Annotated in this window: 16 protein-coding genes; 14 read left to right on the forward strand and 2 right to left on the reverse strand. The window is 62.8% G+C overall.

What is annotated here, in order from left to right; translation table 11 throughout:
* The 14 genes from rpsK (at window position 1) to JWJ88_RS02995 (ending at window position 12,636) form a co-directional block, all read left to right on the forward strand.
* Entirely contained in the window at window positions 1-390 is a 390-nt protein-coding gene (gene rpsK, locus JWJ88_RS02930) for a 30S ribosomal protein S11 (RefSeq protein ID WP_028713553.1), read from the forward strand.
* A 118-nt stretch (window positions 391-508) separates the two neighbouring features.
* Window positions 509-1,525: a DNA-directed RNA polymerase subunit alpha gene (locus tag JWJ88_RS02935; RefSeq protein WP_205294621.1), complete on the forward strand. Its 1,017-nt coding sequence runs from the start codon at window positions 509-511 to the stop codon at window positions 1,523-1,525.
* A gap of 122 nt (window positions 1,526-1,647) precedes the next feature.
* The gene (rplQ, locus tag JWJ88_RS02940) at window positions 1,648-2,070 is read left to right on the forward strand and encodes a 50S ribosomal protein L17 (RefSeq protein ID WP_205294622.1); all 423 of its coding nucleotides are present in this window, start codon (window positions 1,648-1,650) and stop codon (window positions 2,068-2,070) included.
* 346 nt (window positions 2,071-2,416) lie between these two features.
* The gene (locus JWJ88_RS02945) at window positions 2,417-3,028 is read left to right on the forward strand and encodes a helix-turn-helix transcriptional regulator (protein WP_205294623.1); all 612 of its coding nucleotides are present in this window, start codon (window positions 2,417-2,419) and stop codon (window positions 3,026-3,028) included.
* Window positions 3,029-3,089: 61 nt separating this feature from the next.
* Window positions 3,090-3,680 carry an acyl-homoserine-lactone synthase gene (locus JWJ88_RS02950; RefSeq protein ID WP_205294624.1) on the forward strand — a complete coding sequence of 197 codons (591 nt, stop codon included), beginning with the start codon at window positions 3,090-3,092 and terminating at the stop codon, window positions 3,678-3,680.
* A gap of 61 nt (window positions 3,681-3,741) precedes the next feature.
* Window positions 3,742-5,070, forward strand: coding sequence for a replication-associated recombination protein A (locus tag JWJ88_RS02955; protein WP_205294625.1), 1,329 nt, complete (start codon window positions 3,742-3,744; stop codon window positions 5,068-5,070).
* Window positions 5,067-5,441, forward strand: a complete 375-nt coding sequence (gene crcB / locus JWJ88_RS02960; protein WP_205294626.1) for a fluoride efflux transporter CrcB — start codon at window positions 5,067-5,069, stop codon at window positions 5,439-5,441. The genes JWJ88_RS02955 and crcB overlap by 4 nt, the downstream gene beginning before the upstream one ends.
* Complete coding sequence (locus tag JWJ88_RS02965; RefSeq protein WP_205294627.1) at window positions 5,438-6,484, forward strand: RluA family pseudouridine synthase; 1,047 nt, start codon at window positions 5,438-5,440, stop codon at window positions 6,482-6,484. The genes crcB and JWJ88_RS02965 overlap by 4 nt, the downstream gene beginning before the upstream one ends.
* Window positions 6,481-7,143, forward strand: coding sequence for an HAD-IA family hydrolase (locus tag JWJ88_RS02970; RefSeq protein WP_205294628.1), 663 nt, complete (start codon window positions 6,481-6,483; stop codon window positions 7,141-7,143). The genes JWJ88_RS02965 and JWJ88_RS02970 overlap by 4 nt, the downstream gene beginning before the upstream one ends.
* A complete protein-coding gene (locus JWJ88_RS02975) occupies window positions 7,136-7,846 on the forward strand; it encodes an ATP12 family chaperone protein (RefSeq protein ID WP_205294629.1) in 711 nt (236 codons plus the stop codon). The genes JWJ88_RS02970 and JWJ88_RS02975 overlap by 8 nt, the downstream gene beginning before the upstream one ends.
* A gap of 153 nt (window positions 7,847-7,999) precedes the next feature.
* Window positions 8,000-9,025 carry an amino acid ABC transporter substrate-binding protein gene (locus JWJ88_RS02980; RefSeq protein WP_205294630.1) on the forward strand — a complete coding sequence of 342 codons (1,026 nt, stop codon included), beginning with the start codon at window positions 8,000-8,002 and terminating at the stop codon, window positions 9,023-9,025.
* A 117-nt stretch (window positions 9,026-9,142) separates the two neighbouring features.
* Entirely contained in the window at window positions 9,143-10,396 is a 1,254-nt protein-coding gene (locus JWJ88_RS02985; RefSeq protein ID WP_205294631.1) for an amino acid ABC transporter permease, read from the forward strand.
* A 1-nt stretch (window position 10,397) separates the two neighbouring features.
* Window positions 10,398-11,849, forward strand: a complete 1,452-nt coding sequence (locus tag JWJ88_RS02990; protein ID WP_205294632.1) for an amino acid ABC transporter permease — start codon at window positions 10,398-10,400, stop codon at window positions 11,847-11,849.
* Window positions 11,850-11,862: 13 nt separating this feature from the next.
* Window positions 11,863-12,636, forward strand: coding sequence for an amino acid ABC transporter ATP-binding protein (locus JWJ88_RS02995; RefSeq protein ID WP_205294633.1), 774 nt, complete (start codon window positions 11,863-11,865; stop codon window positions 12,634-12,636).
* Between the two features lie 34 nt (window positions 12,637-12,670).
* Here the strand turns inward: JWJ88_RS02995 and JWJ88_RS03000 are convergent, their stop codons facing one another.
* Window positions 12,671-13,705, reverse strand: coding sequence for a sulfotransferase (locus JWJ88_RS03000; RefSeq protein ID WP_240200182.1), 1,035 nt, complete (start codon window positions 13,703-13,705; stop codon window positions 12,671-12,673).
* The gene (locus tag JWJ88_RS03005; RefSeq protein ID WP_205294634.1) at window positions 13,702-14,292 is read right to left on the reverse strand and encodes a TetR/AcrR family transcriptional regulator; all 591 of its coding nucleotides are present in this window, start codon (window positions 14,290-14,292) and stop codon (window positions 13,702-13,704) included. The genes JWJ88_RS03000 and JWJ88_RS03005 overlap by 4 nt, the downstream gene beginning before the upstream one ends.
* Between the last annotated feature and the right edge of the window lie 51 nt (window positions 14,293-14,343).

A 14,343-nucleotide genomic window follows, 5' to 3' on the forward strand; every position in this document is an offset into this window, starting at 1 on the left:
ATGGCTCGCGATAAAACCCGTATCAAGCGCAAAGAGCGCAAGAACATTGCCACCGGTGTGGCGCATGTAAATTCGTCCTTCAACAACACCAAAATCCTGATCTCGGACGTGCAGGGCAACGCGATCTCTTGGTCGTCGGCCGGCACCATGGGCTTCAAGGGCTCGCGCAAATCGACCCCCTATGCGGCGCAGATGGCCGCCGAGGACGCTGGCCGCAAGGCGCAAGAGCACGGCGTTCGCACGCTGGAAGTCGAAGTGCAGGGCCCCGGTTCGGGTCGCGAATCGGCACTGCGCGCATTGGCTGCGGTCGGTTTCAACATCACGGCGATCCGTGACGTGACCCCCATCGCTCACAACGGTTGCCGCCCGCCGAAACGCCGCCGGGTCTGATCGGTTACGATCTTGACACGTTCCGTGCGGGCCTGTCCGCGCGGGGCGCTTTTCGCATTTCACCTCGGGCGTTTTCGACCAACGGTCATGGGTCGGGAACTGGTATGGAGGCAAACGCATGATCCATAAGAATTGGGCTGAACTGATCAAGCCGACCCAGCTTGAAATCAAGCCGGGCGCCGATTCGTCGCGCGTGGCCACCGTCGTGGCGGAGCCGCTGGAGCGCGGGTTCGGCCTGACGCTGGGCAACGCGCTGCGGCGCGTGCTGATGTCGTCGCTGCAAGGCGCGGCCATCACCTCGGTTCAGATCGACAATGTGCTGCATGAATTTTCGTCCGTTCCCGGCGTACGCGAGGACGTGACGGACATCGTCCTGAACCTCAAGGGCGTGACGCTGAAGATGGAAGTCGATGCGCCCAAGCGCTTGACGCTTTCGGCCAAGGGGCCGGGCGAGGTCAAGGCGGGCGACATCCAGGAAACCGCCGGCATCACCATCCTGAACCGCGACCATGTCATCTGCCACCTCGACGAGGGGGCTGAACTGCACGTGGAACTTACCGTCGCCAACGGCAAGGGATATGTCGCCGCCGACAAGAACCGTCCCGAGGACGCGCCCATCGGCCTGATTCCGATCGACGCCATCTTCTCGCCGGTCAAGCGCGTCAGCTACGAGGTTGCGCCCACCCGCGAGGGTCAGGTGCTGGACTATGACAAGCTGACCATGAAGGTCGAGACTGACGGTTCTCTGACCCCGGAAGACGCCGTGGCCTATGCCGCGCGCATCATCCAGGACCAGCTTTCGGTTTTCGTCAACTTCGACGAGCCGGAAACCGCCACCCGCTCGGATGCCGAGGACGGGCTGGAATTCGACCCGCGCCTGCTGAAGAAGGTGGACGAGCTCGAACTTTCGGTGCGTTCGGCGAACTGCCTCAAGAACGACAACATCGTCTATATCGGCGATCTTATCCAGAAGACCGAGGCAGAGATGCTGCGCACGCCGAACTTCGGCCGCAAGTCGCTGAACGAGATCAAAGAGGTGCTGTCCGGCATGGGCCTGCATCTTGGCATGGATGTCGTGGATTGGCCGCCGGAGAATATCGAAGATCTGGCCAAACGTTTCGACGACCAGTTCTGACGGAATACCGGGGGCGACATGCAAATCATGACGCCCCCGGAATATCGGGCATCTAGCCCCAAGGAGAGCGGCCCGCACGCATGGGCTGCCAGACAAAGCAAAAGACGTTAAGGAGAAATGTAATGCGTCACGCCCGCGGCTATCGCCGCCTGAACCGCACCCACGAGCACCGCAAGGCGCTTTTCGCCAATATGGCTGGCTCGCTGATCGAGCATGAGCAGATCAAGACCACTCTGCCCAAGGCCAAGGAATTGCGTCCTATCGTTGAAAAGCTGATCACGCTGGCCAAACGCGGCGATCTGCATGCCCGCCGTCAGGCCGATGCGCAGCTTAAACAGGACAGCCATGTTGCCAAGCTGTTCGAGGTGCTGGGTCCCCGCTACAAGGACCGTCAAGGCGGTTATGTCCGCATCATGAAGGCCGGTTTCCGCTATGGCGACATGGCCCCGATGGCGATCATCGAATTCGTCGAGCGCGACACCAGCGCCAAGGGTGCTGCGGATCGCGCCCGTCTGGAAGCGGAATCGGACGCCGACGAATCGTAAGAAATTTAGCTCTTTCTTGGGGTTAAGAGAATGTGCATGCCCGCAGCCATACCGATGGCTGCGGGCTTTTTTGCCACAGTACGGAACTCTTGTCTCAGCCAGATAAAATGATCCGTATAGTTCATTTTCCGTGAGCGGCAGGGGTTTAGCCAGTAAACATGCGGAATTATAAAAATGGGCGCGGCTTGCGCTCAGGGGCGAAAGCCGGCTATGCGTCATCCTACCAGCCGATCAATCAGCCGGTATTAAGAAAAACGTCGCTCATAAACACGGTATTGCTTGAATACACTGTGAACCGTGCCATTTTTCCTTGTAACTAGAACAAACGCAATCTGTCCAAAAAGTCATGTCGTCACGCGCGGAAATCAATGCTGCACTCGCCAAGCTGAAAAAGCTCGCTCCGGCGGGCTATTTCATCGGGCTGCACATTCGCTTTGCTGCACCCCTGATGCAGTTCCAGACCTATAACAAGGAATGGGCTCAACGCTATTCCGAAAGGGCATATGCCCTTCGCGATCCCACCATCGCCTGGGGATTTTCGACGACCGGGGCCTGCCGGTGGAGCGTGCTGCCGATTCCCGACCCTTTTTCGATTCTTCAGGATGCAGCGGATCACGGCCTGCACTACGGTCTGGTCGTAGCCCATGGACCGATCAAGTCGCGCACCATCGCTGCCTTTGCCCATGACAAGCGGGAATTCACGGATGACGAGATCGAAGTGATCTCGGCAACGCTACGACGGCTTCACGATATAACGGAGCCGCCGGAGAGCCTGACGAAGGCTCAGCAAGAGGCCCTTCGGTGTATCGCAGAGGGGGATCGTCATGCAGCGGCGGCTGCCAAGCTTGGTATAACGGAAAGCGCATTCAAGGCACGTCTCATCTCGGCACGCGAACGACTCATGGCGCGCACGACGGCCGAGGCGCTGCAACGGGCCAAGGATTACCGCTTGCTGTAAATGGTTCCTCCACCGTTGCGGTTTACACCTGGGGCCACCACCATAACCCAGGAGAAGACCAATGCAGACCACCACACTTTCGTTCGCCAACCTCCATAACCACGGCGAGCTGTTCGCAAACATCTTTCGCGCCCGCAAGCAAAGCTTCATCGTCCAAAAACGCTGGAACCTGCCCCAGACGGACGACATGGAGTTCGACCAATACGACACCCCGATGAGCCGCTGGGTGGCGATCCATGAAAATGGCCGGGTGCTGGCCGGCGTGCGCCTGACGCCCACCACGGCACGTTGCGGGATGTATTCCTATATGATCCGCGATGCGCAGATGGATCTGCTGGGCGGTTCGATTCCCCAGAATCTGCTGGACGAACCGGCGCCGGTTGACGAGGGTGTATGGGAAGCCAGCCGCCTGTTCGTCGACCATACGATCCCGCAGCGGGAACGTCGCCGCGTGCACCTGAACCTCGTGCAGGAAATGACCAACTCGGCCCGTGAACAGGGCGCTTCGCGGCTGGTTTGCCTTGTTGCCTCGACCTGGCCGCGCTGGCTGGTGCCTTGCGGTCTGGATGCGCAGGCGATGGGCCCGGTGGTCTGGATCGACGACGGTTATTTCCAATGCGTTTCGATCAATCTGGCGACCAAGATGCACTGATGGGTTCCGCTGGGTGGAGGGTCTTTCGCGCATGATGCGGGCGGCGTAACATGTTGCCCGCATGGCAGACCTATTCGACACCGCGCCCCCCTCGGGCGAACCTGCGCGCCCGGTGGCGCGCCCTCTGGCCGACCGGATCCGTCCGGCGCGGCTGTCCGATGTCGTTGGCCAGGACAAGGTTCTTGGCCCCGACGGCCCGCTTGGTGCGATGCTGGGCGCCGCAAGCCTGTCTTCGCTGATCCTCTGGGGACCACCCGGGGTCGGCAAGACCACCATCGCCCGGCTTCTGGCGCAGGAAACCGATCTGGCATTCGTGCAGATCTCGGCGATATTTTCCGGCGTGCCCGAATTGCGCAAGGTTTTCGACGCCGCCCGGCTGCGTCGCCAACAGGGACGGGGCACCCTGCTTTTCGTCGATGAGATCCACCGTTTCAACAAGGCGCAGCAGGACAGTTTCCTGCCGCATATGGAGGATGGCACGATCACGCTGGTCGGCGCCACCACGGAAAACCCCAGTTTCGAACTGAATGCGGCGCTGTTGTCCCGCGCCCAGGTCATCGTGCTGGAGCGACTGGACCTGGCCGGACTGGAGCGTCTGGCGCAGCGCGCCGAGCAAGAGATGGGCCGCGCCCTGCCGCTGACGGCCGAGGCCCGCGACCGGCTGCTGGAGATGGCGGATGGCGACGGCCGCACCGTTCTGAACCTGATCGAGCAGGTTATGGCCTGGAAGGTCACGGGTCAGCTGGACACTGAACAATTGGCGCAACGACTGATGCGTCGCGCCGCAAAATACGACAAATCGGGGGATGAGCATTACAACCTGATCTCGGCCCTGCACAAATCGGTGCGTGGCAGCGACCCGGATGCGGCGCTTTACTGGCTGTCGCGCATGCTGGAAGGGGGCGAGGATCCGCGCTTCATCGCCCGTCGCCTGACCCGCATGGCGATCGAGGATATCGGCCTTGCCGACCCCGCGGCGCAGCGTCATTGCCTGGATGCCTGGGCGCTTTACGAGCGGTTGGGCAGCCCCGAGGGCGAACTGGCGCTGGCGCAGGCTACGATCTATCTGGCACTGGCGCCCAAATCCAATGCGGGTTATGCCGCCTACAAGGGTGCCCGCGATCTGGCGCGGCGTTCGGGCAGCCAGATGCCGCCCAAGCATATCCTGAATGCGCCGACCGGGCTGATGTCGGAACAGGGCTATGGCGCGGGTTATCGCTATGATCACGATGCCGAGGATGCTTTCTCGGGCCAGAACTACTTTCCAGATGGCATGAAACGCCCGGTCCTTTACCTGCCTGTCGAGCGCGGATTCGAGCGAGAGTTGAAAAAGCGCGTTGAATGGTTCGCCGGGCTGCGCCAGAAGCGACGGGCAGAGGATAAAGCATGAAACACACTTTCCTTCAGGTCGCGTTAGGTGGGGCCATAGGCTCGACCGCGCGGCACGGGATCAATATTCTGGCAGCGCGCCTGACCCCCGGCTATCCGCTTGGCACGTTTTGCGTGAACATCTCTGGCTGTCTGGCGATGGGGCTGCTGGCCGCATTGCTGGCGCATAGGGGCGGGCAGCATCTGGCGCCCTTTCTGTTGACCGGCGTGTTGGGCGGATACACCACTTTTTCTGCCTTTGCGCTGGACACCATGACCCTGTGGGAACGCGGCGCAAGCACGATTGCGCTGGGTTATGTGCTGGGCTCGGTCGTGTTGTCGCTGGCGGCGGTGGTCCTGGGGCTTGCCATCGGCCGGGGGATTTTCGCATGAGCAGCGTTCAGACCATCCGCGTGGGCCATGACGAAGGCGACCAGCGCATCGACCGTTGGCTGAAAAAGCGGTTTCCGCAACTGACGCAAGGTGCAGTCGAGAAATGGTGTCGGACCGGCCAGTTGCGCGTCGATGGCGCTCGGGTCAAGGCGAATACCCGCATCGAAACGGGGCAAGAGGTGCGTGTGCCGCCCCTGCCCGAGGGCGCGCCGCCACCCACCACGCCAAAGCCCGGCGTGAAACAGTCCGATGCCGAGATGATCCAGTCCTGCGTCTTGTGGCGCGACGAACATATCATCGCGCTGAACAAGCCGCCGGGCCTGCCGTCGCAGGGCGGCTCGGGGCAGGGCGACCGGCATGTGGACGGGCTGACCGCCGCGCTGATGTTCGGCTTCAAGGACCGGCCCAAGCTGGTGCACCGGCTGGACAAGGACACCTCCGGGGTGCTGCTGTTGGCGCGCACCGATCGCATCGCCCGCGCGCTGTCCGAGGCGTTTCGGCACCGCCTGACCCGCAAGATCTATTGGGCCGCCGTGGCCGGGGTGCCCCATCCGCGCATGGGTTCGATCAAATACGGGCTGGTCAAGGCTCCGGGCCGCGGCCGGGGCGGCGAGGGAGAGAAGATGATGGCCGTCCATCCTTCGGCTGTCGCCACGACTGAGGGCGCGAAGCGTGCCCATACCGATTACGCCGTGCTGGATGCCTTGGGTGCGCGGGTCAGTTGGGCCGCGATGGTTCCCATCACCGGCCGCACGCACCAATTGCGCGCCCATATGGCCGAGATCGGACACCCCATCGTAGGTGACGGCAAATATGGCGGCTCGGGGCAGGAAAACCTTGGCGACGGCTGGGGCGCCCAACTTGGCGGAGAGATCAGTCGTAAGCTGCACCTGCACGCCCGCATGATCCGCTTTGAGCATCCGATCACCAAGAAGCTCATCACCATCACCGCGCCCTTGCCCGAACATATGCTGCGCACCTGGAAAACCTTTGGCTGGTCGGAAAACGACGTGCCTGAAGATCCTTTCGCCGAGGCGTCATGAAACTGGTGATCTTTGACATCGACGGCACGCTGGTCGACAGCCAGCACGAGATCACCGATGCGATGAACCGCGCCATGGTGATCGCCGGCCTGCCCGAGATGGAACCAGCCAGTATCCTGTCCATCGTCGGACTGTCCTTGCCGGTCGCGGTGGCGAGGTTGCTGCCCGGGGCGGGCCCGGACCTGCATGACCGTGTGGTGGCGGGCTATCGCGAATCCTTCATCGCCTCGCGCGCGGCCGGGGCTTTGCCGCCGCTCTATCCCGGCGCGCTGGAGTGTCTGGATGCGCTGGCCTCGCTGGACGAGGTTCTGCTGGGCATCGCCACCGGCAAGCCGGCGCGCGGCCTGACCGCGATCCTTGATGCGCATGGGCTGACCCGGCGCTTTATCACCCGGCAATCGGCGGACGGTCACCCGTCCAAGCCGCATCCGGCGATGCTGGAAAGCGCGCTGTCGGAAACCGGCGTTCCGGCCGCGCGTGCGGTGATGGTGGGCGATTCCGTTTTCGACATGGAAATGGCCCGGTCCGCCGGGGTCGCGGGCTATGGCGTCGGCTGGGGGTTCTGCCCGGCCGAAGAACTGCATGCGGCCGGGGCGTATCTGATCGCGCCGGACTATCCCGCGCTGACCCGTGTGCTGCTGGAGTGGGCAGATGAGTGAATGGAAGGCGCGCCGTTTCTGGTCGTCCGTGGCGGTCCACAATGAAGAGAGGGGCTGGACGGTCCTGCTGGACGAGCGCCCCTTGCGCACCCCCGGCAAGCGACCGCTGCACCTGCCGACCAAGGCGCTGGCACTGGCCGTCGCCGATGAATGGCAGGCGGTGCAGGACGAGATCCAGCCAAACCGCATGCCGCTGACCCGCGCGTCCAACTCGGCCATCGAAAAGGTGGTGCCGCAATTTCACGGCATCGTGTCCATGCTGGCGGAATACGGAGATACGGATCTGCTGGCCTATCGTGCCGACAAGCCAGAGGAGTTGCTGCGCGCCCAGGCCGAGGGCTGGGACCCGCTGATCGACTGGGCGGCGACTGAACTGCGGGCGCCGCTGCGCATCACCCATGGGGTGATCCCGGTGCCTCAGGACCCCGAGGTGTTGCTGAAATTGCGAGCAGACGTTGCGGCACTTGATCCTTTTGGGCTGATGGCGCTGCACGATCTGGTGACTCTGCCGGGTTCGCTGATCTTGGGACTGGCGGTGATCCGCAGGCGGATCGACGCGGAAACCGCCCATTCCCTGTCCCGGATTGACGAGGAATTTCAGGCACAAAACTGGGGCCGGGACGCCGAGGCGGACGAGGCCGCCGCCGCCCGTCTGGCCGCCATGCGCGAGTCCGAGCGGCTCTGGTTGCTCAGCCGCGGCTGAGGGTCGCATTTTGGTTCTTTCTTGACGCATCGGTCTTCATCGGCACAATGCCGCTTATGGGGGCAATGAATGTCCTCTGCTCAAACGGGCCCGCCAGCGGATCTCTCGAGGGTTCATTCCTTGGCGAGTTCAAGAACAACAGTGGGGAAATCAATGAAGAAATCTGTATTCTTCGGCTCGGTGACGGCGGTCGCACTTGCGGCCTCGGGCGCTTTGGCTGCGGAAGGCGACACGCTGAAAGAGGTCAAGGCGCGTGACGTGCTGAACTGCGGCGTGAACACCGGCCTGATCGGATTTGCCGCCCCGGATGCGAACGGCAACTGGTCCGGCTTCGACGTCGCCTTTTGCAAGGCCATGGCGGCTGCCGTGCTGGGTGACGCGACCAAGGTGAAATATGTGCCGACTACGGGGCAGACCCGTTTTACGGCGCTTTCCTCGGGCGAGGTTGACCTGCTGGCCCGCAACTCGACCTGGACCTTTCAGCGCGACACCGACCTCAAGCTCGACTTCATCGGCGTGAACTATTTCGATGGTCAGGGCTTCATGGTGCGCAAGGATCTGGGCGTGTCCTCGGCCAAAGAGCTGAACGGCGCCACGATCTGCATCCAGACCGGCACCACGACCGAACTGAACCTGGCCGACTTTTTCAAGGCCAACGGCATGGACTACCAGCCGGTCAACATCGACAGCAACGCCGAGGGTGAGCAGCAGTATATGGCTGGCGCCTGCGATGCCTATACGACCGATGCCTCGGGTCTGGCCGCCACCCGCGCCTCTTTCGCGGATCCGGAAAACCACATCATCCTGCCCGAGATCATCTCGAAAGAGCCCTTGGGCCCGGCGGTTCGCCATGGCGACAACAACTGGGGCGACATCGCGCGCTGGACGCTTTACGCGCTGATCGCCGCCGAGGAATACGGCGTCACCTCGGCCAATATCGACGAACTGGCGAAATCCTCGCAAAACCCCGAGGTTCAGCGCCTGCTGGGCACCACCGACGACATGGGCAAGATGATCGGCCTTGATGCCGAATGGGCCAAGCGCGCCATCAAAGCCGGTGGCAACTATGGCGAGATCTTTGCCGCCACCATCGGCGAACAGACCCCGATCGGACTTGCGCGCGGGCTGAACGCGCAATGGACCCAGGGAGGGCTGATGTACGCGATGCCCTTCCGGTAAAATCGCAACTGAACAAAGGGCGTGCGGGGGCGCATGCCCCTCGCGCGCCCCCACATGAAAAACCGGCAAGCCAGAGGCCGAAGGCCCGACATCAAAGCCGGTACAGGGGGTTTATAGATGGTCACCTATACGGGGGCGGACAACCCGCCATTCCGGTTGTCGATGCTGATCTATGATCGGCGCTATCGATCGCTGACTCTGCAAGCCATTGTCTTTATTCTTGTCATGCTGATGGCAAGCTGGCTGATCAACAACACGCTGCAAAACCTGTCCGCCATGGGCAAGACGTTCAGCTTTGATTTCCTGTTCCGCCGCGCGGGATACGATATTCCCCAGCAGCTTATACCCTATAATTCCGACGATACCCACCTGCGCGCCGCCATCATCGGGGTGCTGAACACGCTGCTTGTCTCGATCACGGGGTGCATCTCGGCCACGGTGGTGGGGGTGCTGGTGGGGGTGCTGCGCCTGTCCTCGAACTGGCTGATTGCGCGGCTGATGACGATCTATGTCGAAGTGTTCCGCAACATTCCCCTGCTTTTGTGGATTTTGGTGATCCTGGCGGTCTTTACCGAGGTCATGCCCGCCCCTAACGCCTATCGCGGCGAAAACCCGGCTGCGACCATGATCCTGTTCGACACCATCGCGCCGACGAACCGCTACACCGCCGTCCCCTCGCTTGGCATGACCAACCCGCCTGCGACCATTTCGCTGGGGCGTGAAGGGATCAGTTGGGCGTTCATCGCCTTTGTCGTGGTCATCGCTGCCGCCTGGTTCGGTAATCGCCAGCTCAGGAGATGGGCCAAGAACGTGCAGGACCAGACCGGCAAGCGGCCCACGACATGGTGGATCAGCCTTGCGATGTTCGTCCTGCCGGTGCTGTTCCTGATCTGGTATTTCGGCCTGCACCTGATCCCGCCGGTGCTGCGCGGCTTCAACTTTGCCGACGGCACCAATCTGGACAACGCCTTTGTCGTGTTGTGGCTGGCGCTGACGCTTTACACTGGCGCCTTCATTGCCGAAATCGTGCGCGGGGGTGTTCTGGCCGTTAGCCGTGGCCAGACCGAGGCCGCATTCGCACTGGGCCTGCGGCCGCGCCGCACCATGTCGCTGGTCGTATTGCCGCAGGCGCTGCGGGTGATCGTGCCGCCGCTGATCTCGCAATATCTGAACCTGACCAAGAACAGCTCGCTTGCCATCGCCGTGGGCTACATGGACCTGCGCGGCACGCTGGGCGGCACGACACTGAACCAGACCGGGCGCGAGATGGAGTGCATGGTGCTGATGATGGGCATCTATCTGTTGCTCTGCCTGATCATCTCGGCCGGCATGAACATCTTCAACAGCCGCGTCAAGCTGAGGGAGCGTTGAGATGAGCGATACGCATTCCGAAACCGTCGCCTATGTCCGCGAAACCATCCTGCCGCCCGTGCCGCCGCCGCTGGCTGAAACGGGCGTCATCAAATGGCTGCGGGAAAACCTGTTCTCGGGGCCGTTGAACATTGCGCTGACTTTTGTCGGGCTGGGCATCGTCTGGATCGTCGTCAGCACGGTCGGCCCATGGCTTTTTCGCGCGGTGTGGGACGCCGGCAGCATAGCCGAGTGCCGCCAGATCATCGCGGAACGTCATGGCCCCGATGCGAGCGGCGCCTGTTTCGCCCTGATCAAGCATCGCTGGAACCAGTTCGTATTCGGCTTTTACCCGCAGGCGCTTTACTGGCGTCCGGTTCTGGCCTTTGGCCTGCTGTTCCTGGCGCTGGCGCCGGTTCTGTTTTCCGAAAGCGCCCGGGCGCGGCGCATCGTGCTGGGCCTTGCGGTGGTTCTGACCTTTGCCGTCGCTCAGGCGCTTGGCGCGGGCACAGGCGCGCTGCTGGGCATGCTGGTGCTGATGCTGCTTTGGTCGGCGCTGATCGAGATGCGGCCGGGCTGGTCGCTGCTGGCTAGCCTGATCTATCCCTTCATCGCGGTCTGGCTGCTGTGGGGCGGCACGCTGTGGAGCCCGGCCATGGCGCTGGCGGGTTTTGGCATCGGCTATCTTGTCTGGCGGTCCTTGGCACGGTTCGGCATGTTCGCCTTTGCCTTGGCGGTCGTGGTGACGGCGATGTGGTGGCTGTTGCTGGCCGGGCCGGCTGCATCGGCCTTGGCAAGCATGGCGCCGCTGCGGCTGCGGCCCGTGTCGTCCGACCAGTTCGGCGGCTTCGTGCTGTCGATCACCATCGGGGTGGCTGGTATCGCGCTGTCCTTGCCGCTGGGGGTGATACTCGCGCTGGCGCGACGCTCGGATCTGCCGGTCATCAAGATGCTGGCGGTGATGTTCATCGAGTTCATCCGCGGCGTGCCGCTGATCACGCTGTTGTTCGTGGCCTCGTTGCTGCTGAACTATTTCCTGCCGCCGGGGACGAATTTCGACATCATCCTGCGGGTCATCATCATGGTGACGCTGTTCGCCGCCGCCTATATGGCCGAGGTGATCCGCGGCGGGCTGGCGGCCCTGCCCAAGGGCCAATACGAGGCCGGCGATGCGCTGGGGCTGGATTACTGGAAGGCGCAGCGGCTGATCATCCTGCCGCAGGCGCTGAAGATCAGCATCCCCGGCATCGTCTCGACCTTCATCGGTATGTTCAAGGACACCACGCTGGTCGTCTTTGTCGGGCTGTACGATCCGCTGAAGGCAATGTCCGATGCCATCCGGGCAAGCTTCGAATGGAAGGGCGCCTATTGGGAGCCCTATGTCTTCGTCGGCTCGATCTTCTTCATCCTTTGCTTCGGTATGTCGCGCTATTCCATGTATCTGGAACGCCGGCTGAAGCGCGACCACCGCTGAGGAGGCGCATGATATGACCACCAAAACCAACGCGATCCCCGCCGTTAGCGACGAGGCCGCCATCGAGATCGTCAAGCTGAACAAATGGTTCGGCACCTTCCATGTGCTGCGCGACATCGATCTGGTCGTCAGCCGGGGCGAACGCATCGTCATCGCCGGCCCCTCGGGTTCGGGGAAATCGACGCTGATCCGCTGCATCAACCGGCTGGAAGAGCATCAGGCCGGCAAGATCATCGTCGATGGAACCGAACTGACCCACGACCTGAAGAACATCGACAAGGTGCGGTCCGAGGTCGGCATGGTGTTTCAGCACTTCAACCTGTTCCCGCATCTGACGAGTTTGGAAAACTGCACCCTTGCCCCGATCTGGGTGCGCAAGATCCCCAAGCGCGAGGCCGAGGAAACGGCCATGCATTTCCTGACCAAGGTCAAGATCCCCGAGCAGGCGCTGAAATATCCCGGCCAGCTTTCCGGTGGGCAGCAGCAGCGCGTGGCCATTGCGCGGGCGCTGTGCATGCGGCCGCGGATCATGCTGTTCGATGAGCCAACCTCGGCGCTGGACCCCGAGATGATCAAGGAAGTGCTGGACACCATGATCGAGCTGGCCGAGGACGGCATGACCATGCTGTGCGTCACCCATGAGATGGGCTTCGCACAGGCTGTGGCGCATCGGGTGATCTTTATGGATCAGGGCCAGATCGTCGAGCAGAACACGCCCAAGGAGTTCTTCAACAACCCCCGGTCCGAGCGCACCAAGCTGTTCCTGTCCCAGATCCTGGGGCATTGAGCGGGCAGCAAGGGGGCGGACCGGCTCGCGCCGCTCAGGGTCGTACGAACGCGGCGATGGCTTTTTCGCCGGGCGTGCAGGCGGCTCTGAGTTCGTCAAGCTCGGCGGTGGACAAGGATGCGAGGCGTGATTGGCGGTGCTGCGGCAGCCGCGCGACGCGCGACAGCCACTCGTCCGGGGCGTTGCCGGTCAGGTGGAGTCCCAGTTTGCGGATTTGCGGCGTCGGGTCGGCGCACAGATCCTCATAGCGCAGGATCATCGGTCTGGCGGCCTCCAGACCTTTCAGCCCGGTCGTGGTAACGGCAGACCAGAATGCGCCGCTGTCCCGAAGGCTGGGCTGACGGGCGATGATGCTGCGGACGCCAAAGCAGTTGCCGATTGCCACGACAGCGGGCCAGAAAGCGCCCCGCCCGAAATGACGGCGCGGGTCCAGCAGGTCGATCCCCAGCGTCCCGCACCAGCGCCAGCACCAGATCGCCAGCCGGGCGGCGGGATAGTCACGCATGGAAAGCGCCGTCTCGGGGCCATTGCGCAACAAAAGGACGGTGCGCGCTTCGGGGAACATCTCGCACAGCGTTCCGGCTGCGACCAGCGATCCGCCAGAGCGCTCGACCCATACGCGGCGCGGGCCAAGATGCCGGGCCATCGCCCGGAACAGCCCGCGATACTGATCGGCCAGAGATGCGCGCTCTCGCGTCGCGATGTCTTGCCGAAGGGCATCGAACAGCGCGTCGGCGTCTTGCGTCAGATGCGGCAGCGTGACGGCCAGGATGGGTGGGCAGTGCCAGGGATCATGCGCGGGGCTGCCTGCGCGCCCATACAGGAATTCGGAAGGCGCGGCATCGGGATTGGCCACCTGGGACATTGCGCGAGAGGGTCGGGCCAGATGCGACCAGAACCGTCGCCCGCTTAGCCGTGCGGGGCGAAAGGCATTATGGCCGACCGAGGCGAATAATTCGGAAATCGAAAGAATATCGGGATGCTCGCGTAGTATCCGCGACACGAGGGTCGAGCCGCAGCGGGCCGAACCAAGGATCAACCCTCCTTGCATCAAGCCATCGTGCATCATACGGCCCCCGCACGGATTGCCGCGACCATGCGATCCACATCCGCCTGTGCCAAGGCATGTGGGTCTTGCCGCGTGACCAGATCCAGCCGGTCGCTGGCAGCCAGCGCCACGATGCCGTGCACCGACAGGAACAGTTGCTCGGCCAGCAAGCGCGGAGAGGATTGCGGTTCCAGCATGGCCAGCGGGGCGGCAATGCGGTCGATCAGCCCGTCGATGAGTGCCAGATACCAGTCGGGAAAGCTTTCGGTGACACGGGGGCCCTCGAACAATCCGCGCCAGACGACTTTTCGGGCCAGCATGAAGCCAAGGTAAACCTCGGCCAGCGCGTGCAGCCGTTCCTGGGGGTTGGCAACGCTTACCGCGTCGATGGCCTGCGCCAGTTCGGTGAAGGTGTGGCGGTTCACCTCATGCAGGACGGCGCTCATATTCCGAAACAGGTTGTAGATCGTGCCGGGCGTTACCCCCACGCCCGATGCCAGCGCCCGTGCGGTCAAAGCCTCGGGGCCGCCCTGTTCCAGCAACTGCCGTGCAACCTCGACGCATCGGGCGTGCAGCTCATTCGGGTCATACTGTCGGGGTCGTGCCATCTGGGTTCCTAAACATGGTTCAAAAACCTGCTTGACGGGAATTGCAAGCTT

Source organism: Paracoccus methylovorus, from assembly GCF_016919705.1.
Lineage (GTDB): Bacteria > Pseudomonadota > Alphaproteobacteria > Rhodobacterales > Rhodobacteraceae > Paracoccus > Paracoccus methylovorus.

What these genes read in the sequence shown, in the direction of transcription:
- rpsK (WP_028713553.1), top strand. Translation starts at nt 1, where the DNA reads ATGGCTCGCGATAAAACCCGTATCAAGCGCAAAGAGCGCAAGAACATT.
- JWJ88_RS02990 (WP_205294632.1), top strand. Translation starts at nt 10,398, where the DNA reads ATGAGCGATACGCATTCCGAAACCGTCGCCTATGTCCGCGAAACCATC.
- JWJ88_RS02965 (WP_205294627.1), top strand. Translation starts at nt 5,438, where the DNA reads ATGAGCAGCGTTCAGACCATCCGCGTGGGCCATGACGAAGGCGACCAG.
- rplQ (WP_205294622.1), top strand. Translation starts at nt 1,648, where the DNA reads ATGCGTCACGCCCGCGGCTATCGCCGCCTGAACCGCACCCACGAGCAC.
- JWJ88_RS02950 (WP_205294624.1), top strand. Translation starts at nt 3,090, where the DNA reads ATGCAGACCACCACACTTTCGTTCGCCAACCTCCATAACCACGGCGAG.
- JWJ88_RS03005 (WP_205294634.1), bottom strand. Translation starts at nt 14,292, where the DNA reads ATGGCACGACCCCGACAGTATGACCCGAATGAGCTGCACGCCCGATGC.
- JWJ88_RS02955 (WP_205294625.1), top strand. Translation starts at nt 3,742, where the DNA reads ATGGCAGACCTATTCGACACCGCGCCCCCCTCGGGCGAACCTGCGCGC.
- JWJ88_RS02935 (WP_205294621.1), top strand. Translation starts at nt 509, where the DNA reads ATGATCCATAAGAATTGGGCTGAACTGATCAAGCCGACCCAGCTTGAA.
- crcB (WP_205294626.1), top strand. Translation starts at nt 5,067, where the DNA reads ATGAAACACACTTTCCTTCAGGTCGCGTTAGGTGGGGCCATAGGCTCG.
- JWJ88_RS02995 (WP_205294633.1), top strand. Translation starts at nt 11,863, where the DNA reads ATGACCACCAAAACCAACGCGATCCCCGCCGTTAGCGACGAGGCCGCC.
- JWJ88_RS02980 (WP_205294630.1), top strand. Translation starts at nt 8,000, where the DNA reads ATGAAGAAATCTGTATTCTTCGGCTCGGTGACGGCGGTCGCACTTGCG.
- JWJ88_RS02975 (WP_205294629.1), top strand. Translation starts at nt 7,136, where the DNA reads ATGAGTGAATGGAAGGCGCGCCGTTTCTGGTCGTCCGTGGCGGTCCAC.
- JWJ88_RS02970 (WP_205294628.1), top strand. Translation starts at nt 6,481, where the DNA reads ATGAAACTGGTGATCTTTGACATCGACGGCACGCTGGTCGACAGCCAG.
- JWJ88_RS03000 (WP_240200182.1), bottom strand. Translation starts at nt 13,705, where the DNA reads ATGATGCACGATGGCTTGATGCAAGGAGGGTTGATCCTTGGTTCGGCC.
- JWJ88_RS02945 (WP_205294623.1), top strand. Translation starts at nt 2,417, where the DNA reads ATGTCGTCACGCGCGGAAATCAATGCTGCACTCGCCAAGCTGAAAAAG.
- JWJ88_RS02985 (WP_205294631.1), top strand. Translation starts at nt 9,143, where the DNA reads ATGGTCACCTATACGGGGGCGGACAACCCGCCATTCCGGTTGTCGATG.